The organism is Candidatus Margulisiibacteriota bacterium (assembly GCA_003242895.1).
Classification (GTDB): Bacteria; Margulisbacteria; Riflemargulisbacteria; order GWF2-39-127; family GWF2-39-127; genus GWF2-39-127.
Window position 1 is genome coordinate 1 of the sequence record QKMY01000067.1, and the last position, 18,296, is coordinate 18,296.

The window sequence follows — 18,296 nt, forward strand, 5'->3', positions numbered from 1 at the left end:
CAAGAAGGGCTTACGGTTTTAGAAACTTTGAAAATTACAGATTGTGGGTTAAAATACTATGTCGTTAATATCTGGATTCCCCCATCTTCGGAGTAGAGCCAAAAAATACCGAATTAAGAAAATGGTGGGCGCGACTGGAATCGAACCAGTGACCCCTTGCATGTCAAGCAAGTACTCTAACCAACTGAGCTACGCGCCCATTTTCTTTAAGACATGTATATTTTGGCATGAGTAATTTGTTTTGTCAAATGGCATTAAATTGCCGGAAAAATTTGGAGGCGGCGCCCAGATTCGAACTGGGGGATAGCGGTTTTGCAGACCGCTGCCTTACCACTTGGCTACACCGCCGATAAGCTTAAACATTCTAACAACATTAAAAATAAATGTCAAACAAATAATACGCACTTACTCGTTCAGCATAAGCAAAGCTTTGTAATCTATAAACCGCATTGAGAGAAGCTGGGCTTTTTTGTCATTTCATGATTTTATTTTTTAGTAAGCCAGGTTAAAAAATAATAAATATCAATAATAATTATCAATATTTAAAAAATATGCAAATAGATATAAAATAGTTATTATTAACATCTATTTGCGGAGGCTGCATGAGAGAGAAACTTGAAAGTATTTTTAATAAACATAAAGAGATTATTATTATTATTTTAATAACTGTAGCGATAGGTATCCTTCTGTATAAAACGTATTATTCAAAACTTACCGTCCCCAAAAATGTTGTAATCGATATTATTCCGTCACAAACTGAAGAAACTAAGAAATATGTTGAGCCACAGCAGTTGAGGTCATTGATAATGGTGCATATTGCAGGGGAAGTTAGGAGACCAGGTGTATACAAAATAGTTGATGCAACTAGACTTGTTGATCTGATCAAGGAAGCCGGTGGAATGACGGAAAAATCTGATCTTACTGATATTAACCTTGCGATGCAGCTTCACGATGGGCAAAAGATAATTATTCCTTCAGCAGGTATGATTTCCTCAGAGACACAAGGTGTTAGTTCAGGGACCAAGAGCAGCAGTGCCGTAATTAACATTAATCAGGCTACTTGCGAGCAATTGCAAGATATCCCGGGAATAGGGAAGAAATATGCTGAGAATATTATTAAATACCGAGAGGCGAACGGGTATTTCAAGTCCTATGATGATCTGCGGAAGGTGAAAGGTATTGGGAAAAAACGAATAGAGAAAATAAAGGAATTATCTGTACTCAATTAGTCATTACTTGATCAGATATTTCTTCATTTCTTTTATTGCATTTTTCGCATCCTTATTGGTGGGGTCTATTTGAAGTATTTTTTTAAATTGATTTGCAGCCGATGAATAATTCCCCAAGTAAAATAGTGCAATTGCAAGGTTATACCTGCTACCGATATCGTTAGGATTTTTTTGCAAAATTTTGATGCAATATTTGCTAGCGGAATTATAATCCTCGCTTGCAGCGAAAATATCTGACAAAAGACCAACTGTTTCTTTTGTCTCTCCTGCATAACTGATTGCAGTATAGGCTTCTTCCAATGCTAGGTTATATTGTTTTTTTATCAAATAAAGTCGTGAAAGGGTGATTCTTGCTTCGACATCGTCTGCCTTACTCTGGACTGCATCCAAACATCCCAGTATTTTAACATCGGTATCATGCTCTTCATAGTAATTGACTACATCTTTTTTATTATGAGGATGTTGCGCCAGGTCGTATCTTTCAATTTGTTCAGCTGGACTTAACAACGCTTCTTCATGTCCAAGATCGAAGAGTAATCTTTTACAGTGAGGACAAAAAAGTTTGTCCGGAGAATGAGGATGAGGAATTGCAATTTTTTTGTTAATTACTATTTTACATCGTAAGCAGATCACAATATACTCCTTCTATAATCAGGATTATTCCGGTTTCATAATAATATAAGGTACTAGTATTTCAGTAATTGATGCTCCACCATGTACATACTCGTAGACTCTCTTCCGGTCGTCAGTATCGAATTTGAATGGTCCCCGGCAAAAAGCATAGTTAACATTATTATCGCCTGGAAGAAGAAATGTTTCAGGATTAAGGAGAAGATGGGTGTTTGCCGTCTTGAAATCCGAAAGTTTATCAATCCGTGCTTGTCCGATGAGAAATCGGTCGGGTACATGGGATAGATTTTCTTTTTGATCAAAACCCTTAATATTGAATTGATTAACTCGAATTGTCTGTTGTGCAAGAACGTTTCCGTGATCGCTTGTAATAATTAGAATTCCTTTGTTTTTTCTTATCAACTCAAAAGTAGTTGCCATGATGTTTTTGCTGAACTCGACTATAACGTGTTCTCGAAATAGGGATTCATCAGTCCTTGTGTGGCTCATTGAGTGGGTAAGTCCGTCAATAAAGAGATATATCAGTGCTGTAATGTCAGCCGGGTTTCTCTCAGTTTTTTTGAGTTTTTCAAATGCACTGCTTGTTTCCGCATGATGTATATACTTTCCGGTGAGACCATGGTTTTTTAAGTACTTATGAAAAAGTAACTCTTCATACTGATTGTTTAATAGTTGACCATGATAGGCTTCCAGTGAGCATTCTTTCGGAGATTTGCCTGCTAACAAGCTGTTTCGGCAGTAAGCAGTATAGGTAGGCAATAATGACCAGGAAATATTCTCCTGTATTGAATAACTTGGGAACTCTTTGTTGAAGATAGGTTTTACCTTTAGCCAATGATCAAATCTCATTGAATCAAATACCAACAGATAAACTGGCCGTGCAAAATTTTGTGATCGAATATCATCCAGTATATTCATGATGAATAAGGGATGTGGTTCTCCTTCTTTTTGCCAAACCGGGAAGTGCTTTAAATAATAATTTGTAAATTTATAATCGATATTTGATTTGATTTTCGAAAAGTTAGTAATGATATCCTCTTTGTGGCGGAACGAGTCAAGTAATATATCAAATTCACAACTTTTGTAATACAATTCCTCCCATTCCTTAAACGAATGAGGTGTAACAGACTGAATTACTGACATTGCTTCTGCCAGGTTTGGTTCTATGTTATTTATTTTTCCGGCAATTACATTTATTTTATTTTCCCAGGAAGAGAGATCTTTCTTGATAGCGGAATTTTCGATATAAAGATATATTAGTCGAATAAAGAAAAAAGTTAACGAGAATAGAAGGAGTATACTTCCGAATAGCGCTAATCTAATATCATGAATAAAGTTTGCCTGAATAATTTCTATGAGGTAGTAATTATTATCATGTATAGCCAATTTTTGGTTTTCGGATATCTTTTTCAAAGCTGACGGAGATATTCTTGTAATAGACAATATAGCTCCTTTTGCTTTGTAATCGTCAAGAATTGAAGGTATTGAGGTGGCGCTTTGCACTTCCTTTTTTATTTGATTTAATAGTTCTTCTTTTCCGGTGCGGATATTGTTTTCAATTTTAGGAAAAACAAACCCAACGTGAATAATGAATACTACCATTAGTGAAATGAGTAAGGACAATGTCAGTGAACTGAAGTTGCGTTTGTTGTTTCTAGTGAAAATATTTATTTTAGCCATTGTTTAATTGTTTTTACTAAATCGTCTTTATTTACGATACAGTGCTCAATGTTTTTAAAAACGTTATTAATAATCTGGGAATAAGAATATTTATGATTATTAAAAGATAGATTTACTATTGCTGTCTTTTTATTACACTGCCGAATCATGTTATTGAGTGTCGACTGGCATGTTAAAATAGCTTCAGGTATAACTAAATCAAGTAGCCAGTTTTTATTGTTTTTTCTATAATTCCTGATTTTTGTTTTTAACAAAGGCAATGTGATATCAGGCAATGGAAAATCTATAAATATTATACAAGAAATTTGCACATTAGAAAGGTTTATATTTTCAAAAAAATTGTATGTTCCAATAATAGTTGCTCCTGGCGAGCAACAGAAAGTATTTATTAGTGTGTTTTTTGATTTATAGGAATCTTGATGTAGGATCATTTTTTCCGATTTTGAGAAAAATGGTACTAATTCCGAATGTATTTTTTTTACAGTCTTCAGATGCTTACTGACAATTAGTACTTGACCTGGGATTGCTTTTATTGACTTTTTAATAGTTTCCCGTTGAAATTGCTTTAATTGTTTAATAGTAGCGAGTTGAACTGAGGGTATCGGACTAAAAAACTTTGTGGTATTAATGAGGGCTTTTGATTCGTTTTGTATACATCTATAATCATCAAAAGTTTTGTCAATTAGGGTATTTTCCAGAAAATAATTAAACTTGTCATTTATTGTTATATAAGGTGAATGAAAGATAATATTATCGATATTCAAAATATTATCACCTAAATATTTTTCGTGATTAATTAATACTGTATGCAGAGTAGCAGATTTGAACTCCTTCTTATTGTATATTTCTATCCATGACGTAAAGTATTCTGATGGATGAGCGACATTTTTAAGGCTGCCACTTAAACTTTTTATCTGATGGCTAAAGGTGATCAATCGAAATATAATGTTATTTAAAAATGAGAGATCTGCCTTTTCTAATATGGTTTTTAATTTTTCAGCTTTTTTTAAGCAAAGCGTTATTTTTTTATAAATTGCATTAATTAACGCCAGTATCTTTTTCCATTGGACTGTGGTTCTTGTTGTTTTGGTAAGCATAATTGTATCCTTGATTTTTATGTTACTACGGCTAGAATAAGTATCAATCAAGGAATCGAATAGAGAATTAGCAAGTTCAGTACATAAAGCAACTTCTTTTGTTAGTTTTTCTGATTCTTTTATAATTTTTCTTTGCAATGCCGGAAGGACCGTAATAGTTTCAAATCTCTCAACCATTTCCTGCATAATATTTAGATTGTAAGATCCAAGGTTATTGCAAATTTTTGAAATAACTTTTATAGATAACACAACTTTATTATTAGCTGTGATAATTTCACTGATTTTATGGGAATCGTACAGTATAAGGTTGTAATTACTAGGAAGGAAATATCGAATTGAATGATCTTTGGAAATCATCGTTTCATGTTTAGTAATGAGTAGGTTCGTATTCGATAGTTTTTCTTTTTTAGGTTTTAAATAGCATTTATCTGAATATGTGCATTTATAATTTAGGCAAACAGAAGGCTCGCAATATAAGGTTTTATGGAATTGATAATATGTTTTTTTATGAAGTTCTGTAAGAAGTCCGGTTTCTGTTAATGATAACCAGGTGAGAACCGGTGCTAATTCAATTACATCATTTGTTTTTCCTGACACTGTGAGTGAATGAAGCAACGTTTCAACTTTTGCCAGACACACATAATCATTCGCGTTATTGAATGTTGAAATGACGAGATCTGGCAATAATGGAGTTATTGAATTGCATATATCAAGTATCTGTGCCTGGGTAGCCTCATTCAAAACAGAAATTACTACTGGCCTATTATTTTGAACTGACCACAGTGCTGCTGGTAATATGTTTTGTAACAGCGATTGGTTATCATTTTTAGCTTCGATAATTAAGTATCTGTTTTTATTGAAAGAATTGCATGTTTCTTTGAGCAGTAAAGTATCGTCACAATTCCCTGCAATAGCTTTGAACATGTTTTTAGTTTTTGCATAAATTATTTTTTTTTCTGTACACGGTTTTGGATTAGATGAAAGGATGTTGGTTTTCGGTTTAAGCAGTGAATGCCACTCAAACTTTAGATCATTCTCTTGTCCGTGTTTAATTCTTTGTTCAAAACATTTCTCGATTATCTGGGCTGTAGGAGAATTGCAATAATGGAAAAGTTTTGTCATTTGAAAAAGCAGGTTAGCATCGAGTTTCTTTATTTCTTCAACTGTTTTTAGAAATAGGATAGCAGTGATCCTGGCATCAGTGATGGCCTTGTGAAATGTTTCCGTAACATTTAAGAAACTTCTGGCAATCCTCTCCAGCTTGTAGCTCTGAGCACAAGGCTGAATTATCGAAAAAAGCTGAAGCGTGTCAACCGTCTTACAATCGAGCTTTGACAGGAAATTACTCGAATAAGTTCGATTGATTATCGAATAATCAAAGTTAACATTATGTCCAACGAGTATCGCATCTCCTATGAAATCACGGATTATATCCGCAACTTCAAGAAAACTAGGCGCATCTTTCACGTCATCATCGGTTATTCCTGTTAAGCTTGATATAATCGGGGGGATTGATTTTTTTGGTTTTAGGAAGGTATTGAATTCTTCATGCAACGCATTGCTTTTTATTTTAACCAGGCCAATATCGATAATTTCATTGTCATCATAAGCTAAGCTGGTTGTTTCAACATCGACAACTACAAAATTCATTTTCATAAACAATCATTCGTTATCCATAAAAAAAGAGAATGGAAGACTTTCCTAGCTTTGTTTAATTTCATCATTCAATAATATAATCTTTTATAATATGCAATAAATCATTTTTCATCTCAATTTCCATTTTAACACCATTTTTTTCATAATTTTCTTCAATAATAGTAGTCTTTTGATGAAGAAAGTCTACAATGTTCATGTGATCGAATGGAATAAGTACTTTATGAGTCTTGCGGTATTGGCTTAGTAGCTCTTCTATTAAGAACATCGCATTTTCTATTCCGATATCTTCTTTTAATGAAATACCTGTGCAAGGATAGTACTTCTTTCGGTAATCATCGAGTATCTCTTTGTTTTCGAGCCTATCAATTTTATTGAGTAGGGTAATCATCGGCTTATTTGCTACCTTTAGTTCTTCTAGGACATGATACACTGAGTCAATAAGAAACCGGGGATTAGGGGCGCTAATGTCTACCACATGTATAAAAAAATCCGCTTCTTCTACCTCTTCAAGCGTTGCTCGAAAAGCAGAAACAAGGCTATGCGGTAATTTGTTGATGAACCCTACCGTATCAATTAAAAGTATTTCCTGGTTTCCTGGAAGACGCATTTTTCTTGTAGTCGTATCAAGGGTTGCAAATAATTTATCTTCTGCCAGAACATTTGCGTTAGTTAGTTTGTTAAGCAGTGTAGATTTTCCTGCGTTGGTATAGCCGATAATTGCAGCAGTAGGGATAGTTTTGTTCAATCTTTTTTTTCTATGTAGTTCTCTCTGGTTTTTAATTTCCTCGATTTTATCCGAAAGAAACGAGATTTTGTTTCGGATTGTTCTTCTATCGACTTCAATCTGCTTTTCCCCTGGGCCTCTCGTACCTATTTTCCCTACTTGCCGGCCTAAGTGCTCCCACATTCTTGATAAACGAGGTAACTGGTAGCTTAGAGCAGCAAGCTCGACCTGCAAAATGGCTTCTTTCGTGTTTGCCCTCTGGGCGAAAATCAATAATATGAGTTCCGTTCTGTCTACTATCTTTAATTGGTTTAATCCTGTTTCTTCTCTAAGCGCGGTTTCCATGTTTTTTTGCTGAGAAGGACTGAGTTCGTCATCGACAATGATAATATCAGGTTTTTTGATTTTAATATCTTCCGCTATTTCAGTTATTTTGCCTTTTCCAAAATAAAGCCTGGAATCTGGGTTGTGTTTGTTTTGCGTATAGCTGGTTATTACTTCGATTTGCGCTGTGTCAGCGAGCAAAGCGAGTTCTTCCATGGAATAGCGAAAGTAATATTCGTTAACTTTTGAAGTTTTTAGTCCGAGTAAAGCAGCCTTTAATTTGCTGGTACTAGAAGTTTCCATGAGCGGCAAAATAATCGTTTAAAAATTTTATAACATTATTTACCTCAAAAGGCTTAATAAAGTGTTCAATGACGTTTTCCGGGAGCTTATCCAATGTTGTATTATCTGCGTATGCTGTTATTACAACCACTGGCAACGTAGGTTTCAGTCTATACATGGATTCAATTGCCGTTATTCCATCAATATTTCTCATTTTTAAGTCAATTAGCGCTAAGTCAATCAGCGTGTTTTGTGTGGACATTATGGCTTCAACTCCATTATCACATTGGATAACGTTAAATCCGGCTTTTTCAAGTAGGAAGGCCATAGATTTTCTGAGGCTGGTTTCATCATCCGCAAGCAAAATGTTTTTGATGTTATTCATATGATGTCTCCTCATATTCCAATTTCAACTTTCTTTCCATAAGATTATTAATAGCTTGCATAGGTGATAAGTTTTTAAAAAGAACATTGTAGACCTGTTCTATTATTGGTAATTCTACCTTATGTTGCTTTGATACTCCATAGATTATTTCACAAGTCTTTATGCCTTCTGCTATAGACCCGATGCTTGAGACGATCTCATCAATTGTTTTACCATGAGCCAGCTGGAATCCTACTTGATAGTTGCGGCTTAATGGTGAGGTGCATGTGGTGATGAGATCCCCCATGCCTGCCAATCCCAGCATAGTAGAAGGTTTTGCTCCTAATGTTTTTGCGAGCTTGGTTATCTCATAAATACCTCTTATCATGAGTGATGATTTTGAGTTGTTTCCTAATTCAAGTCCATCTGCAATTCCCGCAGCAATTGCAATAATATTTTTAAGAATTCCGCCTAGTTCTATTCCAATGATATCTTCGTTTGTGTAAACTCTAAAATATTTATTGCTTAGTGCTTGCTGCGCGGCTTCGGCTGTTTTTATGCTTTTCGAAGCAATAACTGAAGTCGCTGGTTTTTTTTGTGCAATTTCAAGTGCTATGTTTGGTCCTGAAAGTATCCCAATATTGTCATGGAGATACGCCGGGAGTTCTTCGCACAAAATATCATACGGTGTTTTAGCCGTGTTTTGCTCCAAGCCTTTGGTCGCGCTAATAACGACAGTGCTTTGTTTGATTTTGCTTACTATGTTTTTGCAAGTATTCCTGAAGAACTTTGAGGCTACAACTATTATTATAATGTCACTATCCAAAAAATCGTCCGAGAACTCAGAATGAAATGTAATAGAATTCGGAAGCTCTATTCCTGGTAACAGATTGTTTTTTCGAGAAACGGTCATTTGTTGCTTCAGGGTTTTGTCGTGGGTCCAAAGCTTGACCTTATGAGAGTTATCTGAAGCAATAATTGCGAGTGTTGTTCCCCATGCGCCGCTTCCGATTACTGAAATTTTTTTTTGTGATGGTTGCACGATTGTCAAACTTTATTCTCCTTGCCATGAAGTAGCCTTGCGATATTTGCTTTATGTTTTATTATGATATAGCCAGCTATGAATGTAAGGAATACCTGATAAGGAAGAGGGGTTGAAAAATAAGGAAGGCATGACAGAATAATTACTAGGATGGATGATGATATTGTAGCTAACGAGACATATCTTGTTGATGCAATTATCATCGCAGCTGTTAATGCAGCAGCAATCAGAAATATAGGTTGAATAAACAGCAGTACACCAAGTCCTGTTGCTGCACCTTTTCCTCCTTTGAATTTTAAGAATGGAGAAAATGTATGCCCTAGGATAGCAAGTGTCGCTGCAATGATTACATATATATTTTGATGGAAAAAAAAGTAGCCAGATAAGCAGGCAATATATCCTTTAAGAAAATCCAACAAAAAAACCAGTATGGCATAACGTAATCCTAACGCGCGGTATACATTTGTAGCACCTGCATTTTTACTGCCAAATTCAAGGAGGTTAACTCCCTTCGCTTTTGATACGATGATACTGTAAGGTATAGAACCCCAGAAAAATATTAAAGTATAAAAAAATATATAATAAAAGAACTCCACAATAATCCCCCTATAATGATAATAACCTGGATGAATTCAATAAGTTTGGAAATAAATTTTCGCAATAATTAATAAATGCTTAATTATTTCCTTGTTTTTGTTTAAAAATAATAACATATATATAAGTATTTTTCTATGACATTCGGTAGGGTAGAAAGGGTAATATCGTATTGATTAATTATGTTATTGAATGTCAGAGGACAAGATGTTTATGTATTTTTTTCAGGAGATCTTCGTTGTTGAAGGGTTTTTTTAGGATATCGTCGCAATTTGAATGGAGCTGTATCCCTCCTGTCATATTTGGGGTAGCTGTAATTAATATGATCGGGATGTTTTTATATTTTTCTTTTGTTTTTAACATTTGCGAAAATAAATAGCCATTCATAACCGGCATTTTTATATCAAGAAGTATCAGGTCGGGTGTATTGGTATTTAATAGTTGAAAAGCATGATTCCCATTGGATGCAGCCAGTACGTCGTAGCCTTCGAGTGAAAGATAATATTTTAATGCAATAACAATGTTTTTGTCATCGTCAATAATTAGTATTTGTTTTTTTTCTGTGTCCGCCATAGCCATAATCTATTTTAGCAATTTTAACTGTAATTTAAAAGCCTTATAACCAGGCTGAAAGAATTCTTGCTTTTTTGTAATATTCTTCCAAATATTTACCAGAAATCTTTTCTGCAACCATTATAGTATCGTAACGTTATTATTTCCGTCTCATTTTTTTTTGAAGCGATTTTTGAAGATCAATGATGTGGCGAATGATGTGGCGAATGAAAATGTTTGGAAACTCATAAAAATGGGAAAAATAGATCTAAAGGAGGGATTCAATATGTCATCAAAAATCGAGGAATGTTATAAATTATATAATTATGAGCTATTTAGGGTTAAAGTTCTTGGAAAACAGGAATCTCGTTTACTCAAGCAGTATGAAAGACGGATTAAAAAACTTTTAAAAGATAATAACTAATCGTCTTTGAAGATGTCTTTAATGCTATTGTGATAGCTTAATGCGGTATTCTTTTATTTTAGTATAGAGTGTTGTTCTCGAGATGCCTAGTTTTTCTGAGGTTTTCTTGATATTGTAATTTGATGCATGCAAGGCTATCTCTATAGCCTCTTTTTCTATTTCCGATAAGGTTCTTATCCTCTCAATATCGACAGGGTGATTCTTTGGAGACAGGTGGCATGAAGCTGTAGGGCCTTCTTTCAGTAAGTTAGAGTTTTTTTGGATATTGATGTCCTGTAATTGGATAATCGAGTCTCCGGCAATAATTACTGACCTGTGTATTGTATTTTCAAGCTCCCTTACATTTCCTGGCCAAGTGTACTGAAGGATTGTCTCCTGGGCAGTATTTGATATTGCCGATATGTTTTTTTTGTATTTATTAGAATATTTATTCAGAAAATAAAAAGTAAGAGGCAGTATGTCATCTTTTCGATCCTTAAGCGAAGGCATGTTAATTGGGAAAATATTAAGCCGGTAAAGCAGGTCTTTTCTAAACTTTCCTTCTTGCGTAAGCGTATCCAAATCTCTATTTGTAGCAGCAATAATTCTCGTATTTACTTGGATGGTTTTTGTTCCTCCGACACGTTGTATCTGCATGTTCTGCAGTGCTCTGAGTAGCTTAACTTGTGCATTAAGGGGAAGCTCGCCGATCTCATCAAGAAACAACGTCCCCTCTGAAGCTAGTTCGAATTTCCCCAGTTTTTCGTTGATTGCCCCTGTGAAAGCCCCTTTTTCATGGCCAAAGAGTTCGCTTTCTATTAACTCCCCTGGAAGTGCACCGCAGTTTATTGCTATAAAGGGGTGTTTCTTTCGTGGTCCGTTATAATGAATGACCTCGGCGATAAGTTCTTTTCCTGTACCGCTTTCTCCTTGGATAAGTACAGTTATCTCCGTGTCAATTATTGTTCCGACAAGCTTGAATATTTCTTGCATTTGCGGGCTCTGTCCGATTATATCCACAAAACTCTTATTATTATTGATTTGGTACCGGAGATAAGAAATGACTTCATCGCGTCTTTTTACTTCTTTTTGATGATCTTGTGAGTATTCTTCGAAAGCAAAAATGCCCATGATATCGAGTAGATTGTTAAAATTAGTAATCTCTGCCGAGATATTGAAATTAGGTTTTTTACTATAGTTTTTATTCAAAAAATCAACAAAAGTTTTCTTCAGAGAAAATAGGTACATAGCTGTATCTTTTGCTGTATAGCCTAATCTGGCTTTTGATTTGCTAAGCTTTATAAGCATTTTTATTATTGGTTCAAGCTCTTTTGGTTCAATGTCGTGAATTGGCGTGTTTTTAGTGATATCTAGTAAAGATGAGATTAATTGTTTCGATTCTTCTTTGAGCAAAGGGGATGCGTTATCATTGTTTTGAAAGAACGTGTTACGGCTAAGTTCTTCCATCCACTTATTTATGATTTCCTCCTTGTTTTTTTCAAGAATGGAATAGGTAGCTAACATTTGTTGTTTTTGATGATCTTTCATGATTGCTTAACCCCATTTTAAAAATAAGCTATTTCGAAAGATTTGTTGAATTATTCCAATATTATATAGCCAGTAGGGTAATCTTTATACTGATTATTATTGTTATTCGCAGTTAATAGCTGTATTTCAAATAGCATTAAAATTGTTAACGCAGTGTACAGTATCTTTACATGTTTGTCAAAAAAGAAGTGTTTAAATTTAAAAGTTTAAATAGCTTTACGAAGAATACTATCTTTGTTATTATAATGACGAATGTAAATAATAGTAGCATTTTCTCCCAAATTCTCACGAGAATTTAAAGCCTTTTAAACAGTAACTTTGTTTATTAGATTTACCAGTATAATTAATGAAGGAGCTATAATGATTTTTCACGTAAAAGTCTATGTTTCAATTAAAGAAAGTGTTCTTGATCCCCAAGGAAAGACCGTGAACGAAGCGTTGCATCATTTGGGGTATCCGACTGTTTCGAAAACGAGAATTGGCAAGTATATCACCTTTGATATCGATAGTAATAGCCAGCTGGCAGCTGAAGCGCAAATAAAAGAGGTTTGCGAGAAAGTACTTACTAATCCGATTATTGAAACATTTACGTATGATTTATCGGCTGATGCTTAATTTTTAATAGATTCTAGTTTAATAATTATAACTAGCGATTGTCAAAGGAGTTATTATGCGGTCTGGTGTTATCGTTTTTCCCGGTTCAAATTGTGATCATGATTGCTTCCACGTGCTTAAAGAAGTAACTGGTGGGCAAGTAGATATGATTTGGCACGAAACTTCTGATTTTGGAAAAGAACCTTATGATCTGATTGTTGTTCCCGGCGGATTTTCCTATGGGGATTATTTGAGAGCAGGAGCTCTCGCTCATTTTGCACCCGCTATGAAAGAAATAAAGAGGCATGCTGATAACGGTGGTCTTGTAATTGGCATATGTAATGGCTTTCAGATATTAACTGAATCCCAATTGCTTCCGGGTGTTTTAATGAGAAATACTTGTATGAAGTTCATTTGTAAGCATATATATCTTAAAGTCGAAAATAATAATTCTCCCATGATGCGGAAGTATTCAAACGGACAAGTTATCCGAATGCCTATTGCTCATGGTGAAGGTAACTATCAGGCTGATCAGAAAGTAATTGATAATCTGAAAAAAAACAACCAAATAGTTTTTAAGTATTGTTCCGAAAATGGGGAAACTTCTGAACCATTCAATCCTAATGGTTCTATTGATAACATTGCCGGCATATGTAATGAAAGAGGCAATGTAATAGGTTTGATGCCACATCCTGAAAGATGCAGTGAAGAAGTTCTTGGCTGTGCTGATGGGCGTTTGATGTTCCAGTCGGCGGTTGAATATGCAGCAGCCCGCAAGATAGTATAGTTTATTCTTTATCGCACGATAAGTTTTTCGATATTGAATGAATAAAGTATTTATTGAAGTTGTATAAATCTAGCGCATGGTGTTGATGATGGTCTTACTCTCCGTATTTCTTTTCGTCTTTGAATTTATTTGTGTTAACTTTGTTAAAAATATTAACCTGGATGGAATTCGGATTGAAGAAGAGATGCTGGAAGGTTTGATTGACACAATAAAGTATATGGACTTAAATCATTATATAACCTATATAATGCTCTACGTTTCATTTCTATATCTGGGCATTAATTATCATGTTTTTCTCTATTTGATACTATTTCTCCAAGCTATTTCTCTTTCTTGTATTTTCTTTCTTCTGGTTCATATCAAAAGACAATACTAGTGCTCCACCCAAATAACTGCTTAAATAATTAGTTTGAATGAAATTTAAGTTAGTATTTTAGCTTTGTAAATTTTAGTTAACGTAAATAAATGTATGTGTTATTATGGATGACGTAATGATATTTGCATTCTATCTGTCATCCATATTAAGTATTACATACAATATTGTTCCTATTATTGTGATTAAGGCTATATTCGTAATCTCTTTTGGTCTGATTATTCTTTCTACCTACTGCAATAATCGGTCAAAACTTTATTATTCCTGCATTTTTATTTGCCTTGGATTAACTGTAGGTTTCTATCATCATATTAATGAACAGAATTATGATGTAAGCAAACTCTATGGAAAAAATGTTGAGATCAGGGGAATAATAATAACTGAACCGCAAAAGAATAATGGGAATACCGTCTCAGATCTTGTGCTGACACAAGTCAACGGTCAGAAGATACCGACAAGAAAAATAATCAAAATTGTACAGGGGGCATTCTCTAACTCCCCCGGATTGCACTATGGGGATGTTCTTATAATTAATGGAAAACTTTGTTCACTGACAAATAATTCTGAGGACGAGGCTGGTCCCTCAGCGTATTTCAAGTCAAGAGATTTATGCGGGAAATTATACCTGGATTCATATTGTAAAATTATAGGTAATGAACAAAAGTACCTGAAGAAACTTTCTTTTGCAATCAAAGGAATAGTGATCAAGATAATTAATTCGTCGATGGCCTATCCATATAATCACCTGTTGGAAGGGCTCGTCGTAGGGGACGTGGAGAACGCTATTCCAGACACGATTAATGATAGTTTTCGAAAAGCTGGGATAACTCATATTCTGGTTGTTTCAGGCTCTCAAATCGCCTTAATAACTGGAATGACTGTGTTAATCATGAAACGTTTCACTCGAAGGAAATTAATTCTTTTCCTAGTGATCAATTTTACTAACTTTATCTTTGTTATTATCAGTGGATCAGACCCTAGTGTTGTTAGAGCGGGAATAATGATGAGTATTGCTCAGTTGGCAATATTATTCTCAAAAAACAATAAGCCTGAGCACTCCTTATTTTTAACCGGTTCAATAATGATTTCCTATAACCCTAACTATGTATTAGATTTAGGGTTTATTTTAAGCTTTCTTGCTACATTCAGTCTTCTCTCGCTTGCGCCGCAAATTGAAAAACATTTAAGTTTTATACCATCAAAGTATGTACGGCAGCTCTTTAGTGTGACACTAGCCCCACATTTAATGACTACTCCTGTGCTGCTTTATTATTTTTCGACATACTCTTTGTTTTCGATATTTGTAAATATTCTTGTTTTGCCAATTGTCGAATGGATAGTTTATTTGGCATTTATTTCTATTCCCTTGTTTTTTTTGTCATCCGGATTATCGAGTATTCTTTTTACTGGTTTGACAGTGCTGATTCAGGTAATCATGCTTATTGTTAATTATTTTACTTCGGTTAAGTTCTCAATAATAAATATTGAATTTGGTAAGCTTTCACTTGTGTTTTTTTTATATGTGGTGTTATGTGTTGTTTTTTTTGATGTGAAGAAGGAGCACAAACTCTATCTATCTATAATAGCTTGTTTGCTTTTTATTATAAGTATCTTTCCAGACTACCGGGAACAACTGGAAAATAAAACGATTCAGTCCGGTTCACTGTCGTTTTACGTACTCGATGTCGGGAATGGTTTGTGTACTTATTTACGAACGCCTTCCGGCAGATCAATTCTATTTGATTGTGGTGGGAATCCTGAAAAATATGTAGCTAAATCTTCAATCCTGCCTTTTTTGCAGAAACATGGGGTAAATGGATTGGATTATGTCGTTATCTCGCATGCCCACGCTGATCATTATTGTGCAATCAATTCTATTGAGAAAAACATTCACATAAAAAATTTAATACTATCAACCTTTCAGTCAAAAGATGAAGTTTTTGAAAAAAGCATCAGCGATGTGAGAAAGGATAATGTGAAAGTTATTCGAGTAGGAAAGGGCGATAGCGTTACCATAGATGGTATCCTGATAAAATTTCTTGCTCCTGCCAAGACTAATTTTATCACTTATGTTGAAGATGATGCATTGAATAATTTATCATTAGTTGTTGGTATTTATTATAAAGAGACCGAAATCCTTTTTACTGGAGATGTCGAGGAGGATGGGGTAATGAAGTTACTTGAATGGTTACCTTTGGCATCAATGGATATAATAATAGTTCCTCATCACGGAGCTAAAAATAATTCTTTTGATAAGCTTCTTTCAAGGGTAAATCCAAAGCTTGCATTGGTATCCGTTGGGAAGAAGAATAAATACGGGCACCCTAACAGAAATATGCTTAGATGTATAGAGAAGTATGGTGTGAAATTATTAAGAACAGATATTAATGGTACTATCCAGTTAAAGACTGATGGGCATAGAATTATTACCTATGCTAGGCACTGATATCGAAATTATCGCCCTTGTCTTCTTCTTTGTTTTTTAGCATATAAAATTTTCTTTTTTTGGGATTCTTATCTTGTTGGTCTTTTTGTGTTGAAAGTACAATTATATTATCATTAGAATCTTTTTTAATCTTGATGCTTGCATCGGTAAAGTACTGATTATAGTCCGTAATTCTCATTTATTAGCTTTCCTCTCGTTTTGTTTGCATAAATGATAAAATATGCTTGAAGTTCTATAGTGTGAATTTCTTATATTTTATCGATATATATTTGGAAAGCTTTAATTGAGATATTTTGATTGTGATAATTGATAAAATTAACCCGGAGAATTTTTTGAGTTTTTAAAAGCTTATAAAAGTTTACTGGCTATTTTGCTTTTTTTCGCATTGTAATAGAAAGCTATTCTTTTTTCTTCAAATTTAGTAATGAGCATGTCATCTTTTATTCTGATTTTGACTCCCGGATGAATAACTTTTTTAATTTGAATTTCTCCGGTGTTTTTTTCTGTAATAAACTTTTTTATTTCATTTCGATATAGTAAGAGTTTTTCTTTTCTTGCTTTTAAACTATTCGCATTTTTTAGATATGTTTCAAAAATGGACTCGAATTCTTTGAACTCTTCAGCACTGATTGAATCGGACTCCAGATAATCCTGGACACCTTTAAGTTCTCTGAGTGTTTGTGCTAACATCTCTGTAGTATCATTTGTTTCGCGATCGATTTCTGCCAGTTTTCGCAAGGATTCTTCTATGTTCCATAAGGTGATTTTGGTTGATGCTGTTTCAAGCTTAGATCCGATTTCGTTTGCAAAGATATTATACTCAGCGGTTATTGTGCCACCAATTATAAGCCCTTCTTCTTTTGTTACATTAATGTCTTTATGGCAGGTAACAGTGCTAAACAGTATTTCTCTATCAACAAAAAGATTTCCTTGTACTATTACATTTGCATGATGCAGATATTTACAATGCAGATGACCTTCAACAGTTACTTTTCCTGAATTTTTATTATTTATCCCTTTTCCGATAGTCAAATTTCGACCGCAATCAATGAATGCGTTATTTACCTCTCCAGTTATGTGGATGTTGCCTGTTGCTGCTATTTTAAACCCTTCATTTACGGAACCGTTTATCGTAAGATTGCAGGGGATATTTATATTTCCAATAGAATAATCAATATCCTGATCTATTTTGACATTGTCCTTGACGAAAGCCTGATTGTTGGCAATCCCAGGGATGCCGCTGACAATTGCACAGATCATTTGAGAGCTTTCATTTAAATAGACGTTTTCGCCTAGTTGAATATTTGGATGCTGGATTTTTTGCGGGGGGATATTTTCTCCATATATATCGCAACCGGCAGTTCCCTCAATTGCCGGAACTAATTGGACCAGTGGTTCATCTTTTTTTATACTTACGATATATTCTATTTCGCGAAGGTTCACTATGCCCTGGTCAGAAACTTTAGGTTTTAATATCTTGTCTGGAGATTTGAACAAAACACTGAATGATCCGTTTGTCCCTTCTACAGGAGGTGTTCCTTGAGCAATAACATATTCCTTTTCTCTGTTCGTAATAGCTTCTTTAATATTATCTTTAATAATACCCTGTTTAATTTTTTTTAAGTCAAGGTAAGTCATAAGTTGAGTAGCTTTAATTGTCGGCCATTTAAATTTGCTGATAGTCATCTTTGCACTTAGTTTGTCTGGTGAGATGATAAGTCTAATCTTATGATCGAATAATTTTATTAAATTTGGACTGATTTCTGCCATGCAGGATCCCCGTGTAAAATCAAAAATATTGGTACTCTATATTAAATTTTACGTTTTTTTTTGATAGATTTCATTTATTATATTAGCAATTATATCTGCCTGTAGTCATATTGATAGATATTATTATGAAATATCCCTGTAGCAATCAATAATATTGAAAGTATCTTGTAGTTTTGTAATGTGTTGTTTGTTTGCTAACTT

General features: G+C 34.3%; 16 protein-coding genes and 2 tRNA genes. 5 read left to right on the forward strand and 13 right to left on the reverse strand.

What is annotated here, in order from left to right:
* Window positions 1-122: 122 nt before the first annotated feature.
* Both DKM50_12870 and DKM50_12875 read right to left on the reverse strand, forming a co-directional pair.
* Window positions 123-199, reverse strand: a tRNA-Val gene (locus DKM50_12870).
* A gap of 74 nt (window positions 200-273) precedes the next feature.
* Window positions 274-348 (reverse strand) — tRNA-Cys (locus DKM50_12875).
* 254 nt (window positions 349-602) lie between these two features.
* On the opposite strand from DKM50_12875, the gene DKM50_12880 reads away from it, so the two are divergent.
* A complete protein-coding gene (locus tag DKM50_12880) occupies window positions 603-1,229 on the forward strand; it encodes a hypothetical protein (GenBank protein ID PZM77367.1) in 627 nt (208 codons plus the stop codon).
* 3 nt (window positions 1,230-1,232) lie between these two features.
* Here DKM50_12880 and DKM50_12885 read toward each other — a convergent pair whose 3' ends face one another.
* From DKM50_12885 to DKM50_12925, 9 genes are all read right to left on the reverse strand, one after another.
* Window positions 1,233-1,865: a hypothetical protein gene (locus DKM50_12885; GenBank protein PZM77368.1), complete on the reverse strand. Its 633-nt coding sequence runs from the start codon at window positions 1,863-1,865 to the stop codon at window positions 1,233-1,235.
* 21 nt (window positions 1,866-1,886) lie between these two features.
* The gene (locus DKM50_12890) at window positions 1,887-3,539 is read right to left on the reverse strand and encodes a hypothetical protein (GenBank protein ID PZM77369.1); all 1,653 of its coding nucleotides are present in this window, start codon (window positions 3,537-3,539) and stop codon (window positions 1,887-1,889) included.
* Window positions 3,527-6,292, reverse strand: coding sequence for a hypothetical protein (locus DKM50_12895; protein PZM77370.1), 2,766 nt, complete (start codon window positions 6,290-6,292; stop codon window positions 3,527-3,529). Before DKM50_12895 ends, DKM50_12890 begins: the two co-directional genes overlap by 13 nt.
* Before the next feature lie 64 nt (window positions 6,293-6,356).
* Entirely contained in the window at window positions 6,357-7,643 is a 1,287-nt protein-coding gene (gene hflX / locus DKM50_12900; GenBank protein PZM77371.1) for a GTPase HflX, read from the reverse strand.
* Complete coding sequence (locus tag DKM50_12905) at window positions 7,630-8,022, reverse strand: hypothetical protein (protein ID PZM77372.1); 393 nt, start codon at window positions 8,020-8,022, stop codon at window positions 7,630-7,632. Before DKM50_12905 ends, hflX begins: the two co-directional genes overlap by 14 nt.
* Window positions 8,000-9,037, reverse strand: coding sequence for a glycerol-3-phosphate dehydrogenase (locus DKM50_12910; protein PZM77373.1), 1,038 nt, complete (start codon window positions 9,035-9,037; stop codon window positions 8,000-8,002). The genes DKM50_12905 and DKM50_12910 overlap by 23 nt, the downstream gene beginning before the upstream one ends.
* Complete coding sequence (plsY, locus tag DKM50_12915) at window positions 9,034-9,660, reverse strand: acyl-phosphate glycerol 3-phosphate acyltransferase (GenBank protein ID PZM77374.1); 627 nt, start codon at window positions 9,658-9,660, stop codon at window positions 9,034-9,036. Before plsY ends, DKM50_12910 begins: the two co-directional genes overlap by 4 nt.
* A gap of 157 nt (window positions 9,661-9,817) precedes the next feature.
* Window positions 9,818-10,201, reverse strand: coding sequence for a response regulator (locus DKM50_12920; protein PZM77375.1), 384 nt, complete (start codon window positions 10,199-10,201; stop codon window positions 9,818-9,820).
* Between the two features lie 421 nt (window positions 10,202-10,622).
* A complete protein-coding gene (locus DKM50_12925; GenBank protein PZM77376.1) occupies window positions 10,623-12,125 on the reverse strand; it encodes a sigma-54-dependent Fis family transcriptional regulator in 1,503 nt (500 codons plus the stop codon).
* Window positions 12,126-12,485: 360 nt separating this feature from the next.
* Here DKM50_12925 and DKM50_12930 point away from each other — a divergent pair, with 360 nt between their 5' ends.
* The 4 genes from DKM50_12930 to DKM50_12945 all read left to right on the forward strand — a co-directional run bounded on the left by DKM50_12930 (window position 12,486) and on the right by DKM50_12945 (window position 16,325).
* On the forward strand, window positions 12,486-12,740 hold the full coding sequence (locus tag DKM50_12930; GenBank protein PZM77377.1) for a phosphoribosylformylglycinamidine synthase: 255 nt from the start codon (window positions 12,486-12,488) through the stop codon (window positions 12,738-12,740).
* A gap of 55 nt (window positions 12,741-12,795) precedes the next feature.
* Window positions 12,796-13,506 (forward strand): phosphoribosylformylglycinamidine synthase I, encoded by a 711-nt coding sequence (locus DKM50_12935; protein ID PZM77378.1) that lies wholly within the window; start codon window positions 12,796-12,798, stop codon window positions 13,504-13,506.
* An 88-nt stretch (window positions 13,507-13,594) separates the two neighbouring features.
* Complete coding sequence (locus DKM50_12940; GenBank protein ID PZM77379.1) at window positions 13,595-13,882, forward strand: hypothetical protein; 288 nt, start codon at window positions 13,595-13,597, stop codon at window positions 13,880-13,882.
* A gap of 103 nt (window positions 13,883-13,985) precedes the next feature.
* The gene (locus DKM50_12945) at window positions 13,986-16,325 is read left to right on the forward strand and encodes a DNA internalization-related competence protein ComEC/Rec2 (GenBank protein ID PZM77380.1); all 2,340 of its coding nucleotides are present in this window, start codon (window positions 13,986-13,988) and stop codon (window positions 16,323-16,325) included.
* Here the strand turns inward: DKM50_12945 and DKM50_12950 are convergent.
* Window positions 16,315-16,503 (reverse strand): hypothetical protein, encoded by a 189-nt coding sequence (locus DKM50_12950; GenBank protein ID PZM77381.1) that lies wholly within the window; start codon window positions 16,501-16,503, stop codon window positions 16,315-16,317. The two genes, DKM50_12945 and DKM50_12950, sit on opposite strands and share 11 nt — an antisense overlap.
* Window positions 16,504-16,673: 170 nt before the next feature.
* A complete protein-coding gene (locus DKM50_12955) occupies window positions 16,674-18,095 on the reverse strand; it encodes a hypothetical protein (GenBank protein ID PZM77382.1) in 1,422 nt (473 codons plus the stop codon).
* Window positions 18,096-18,296 lie beyond the last annotated feature (201 nt).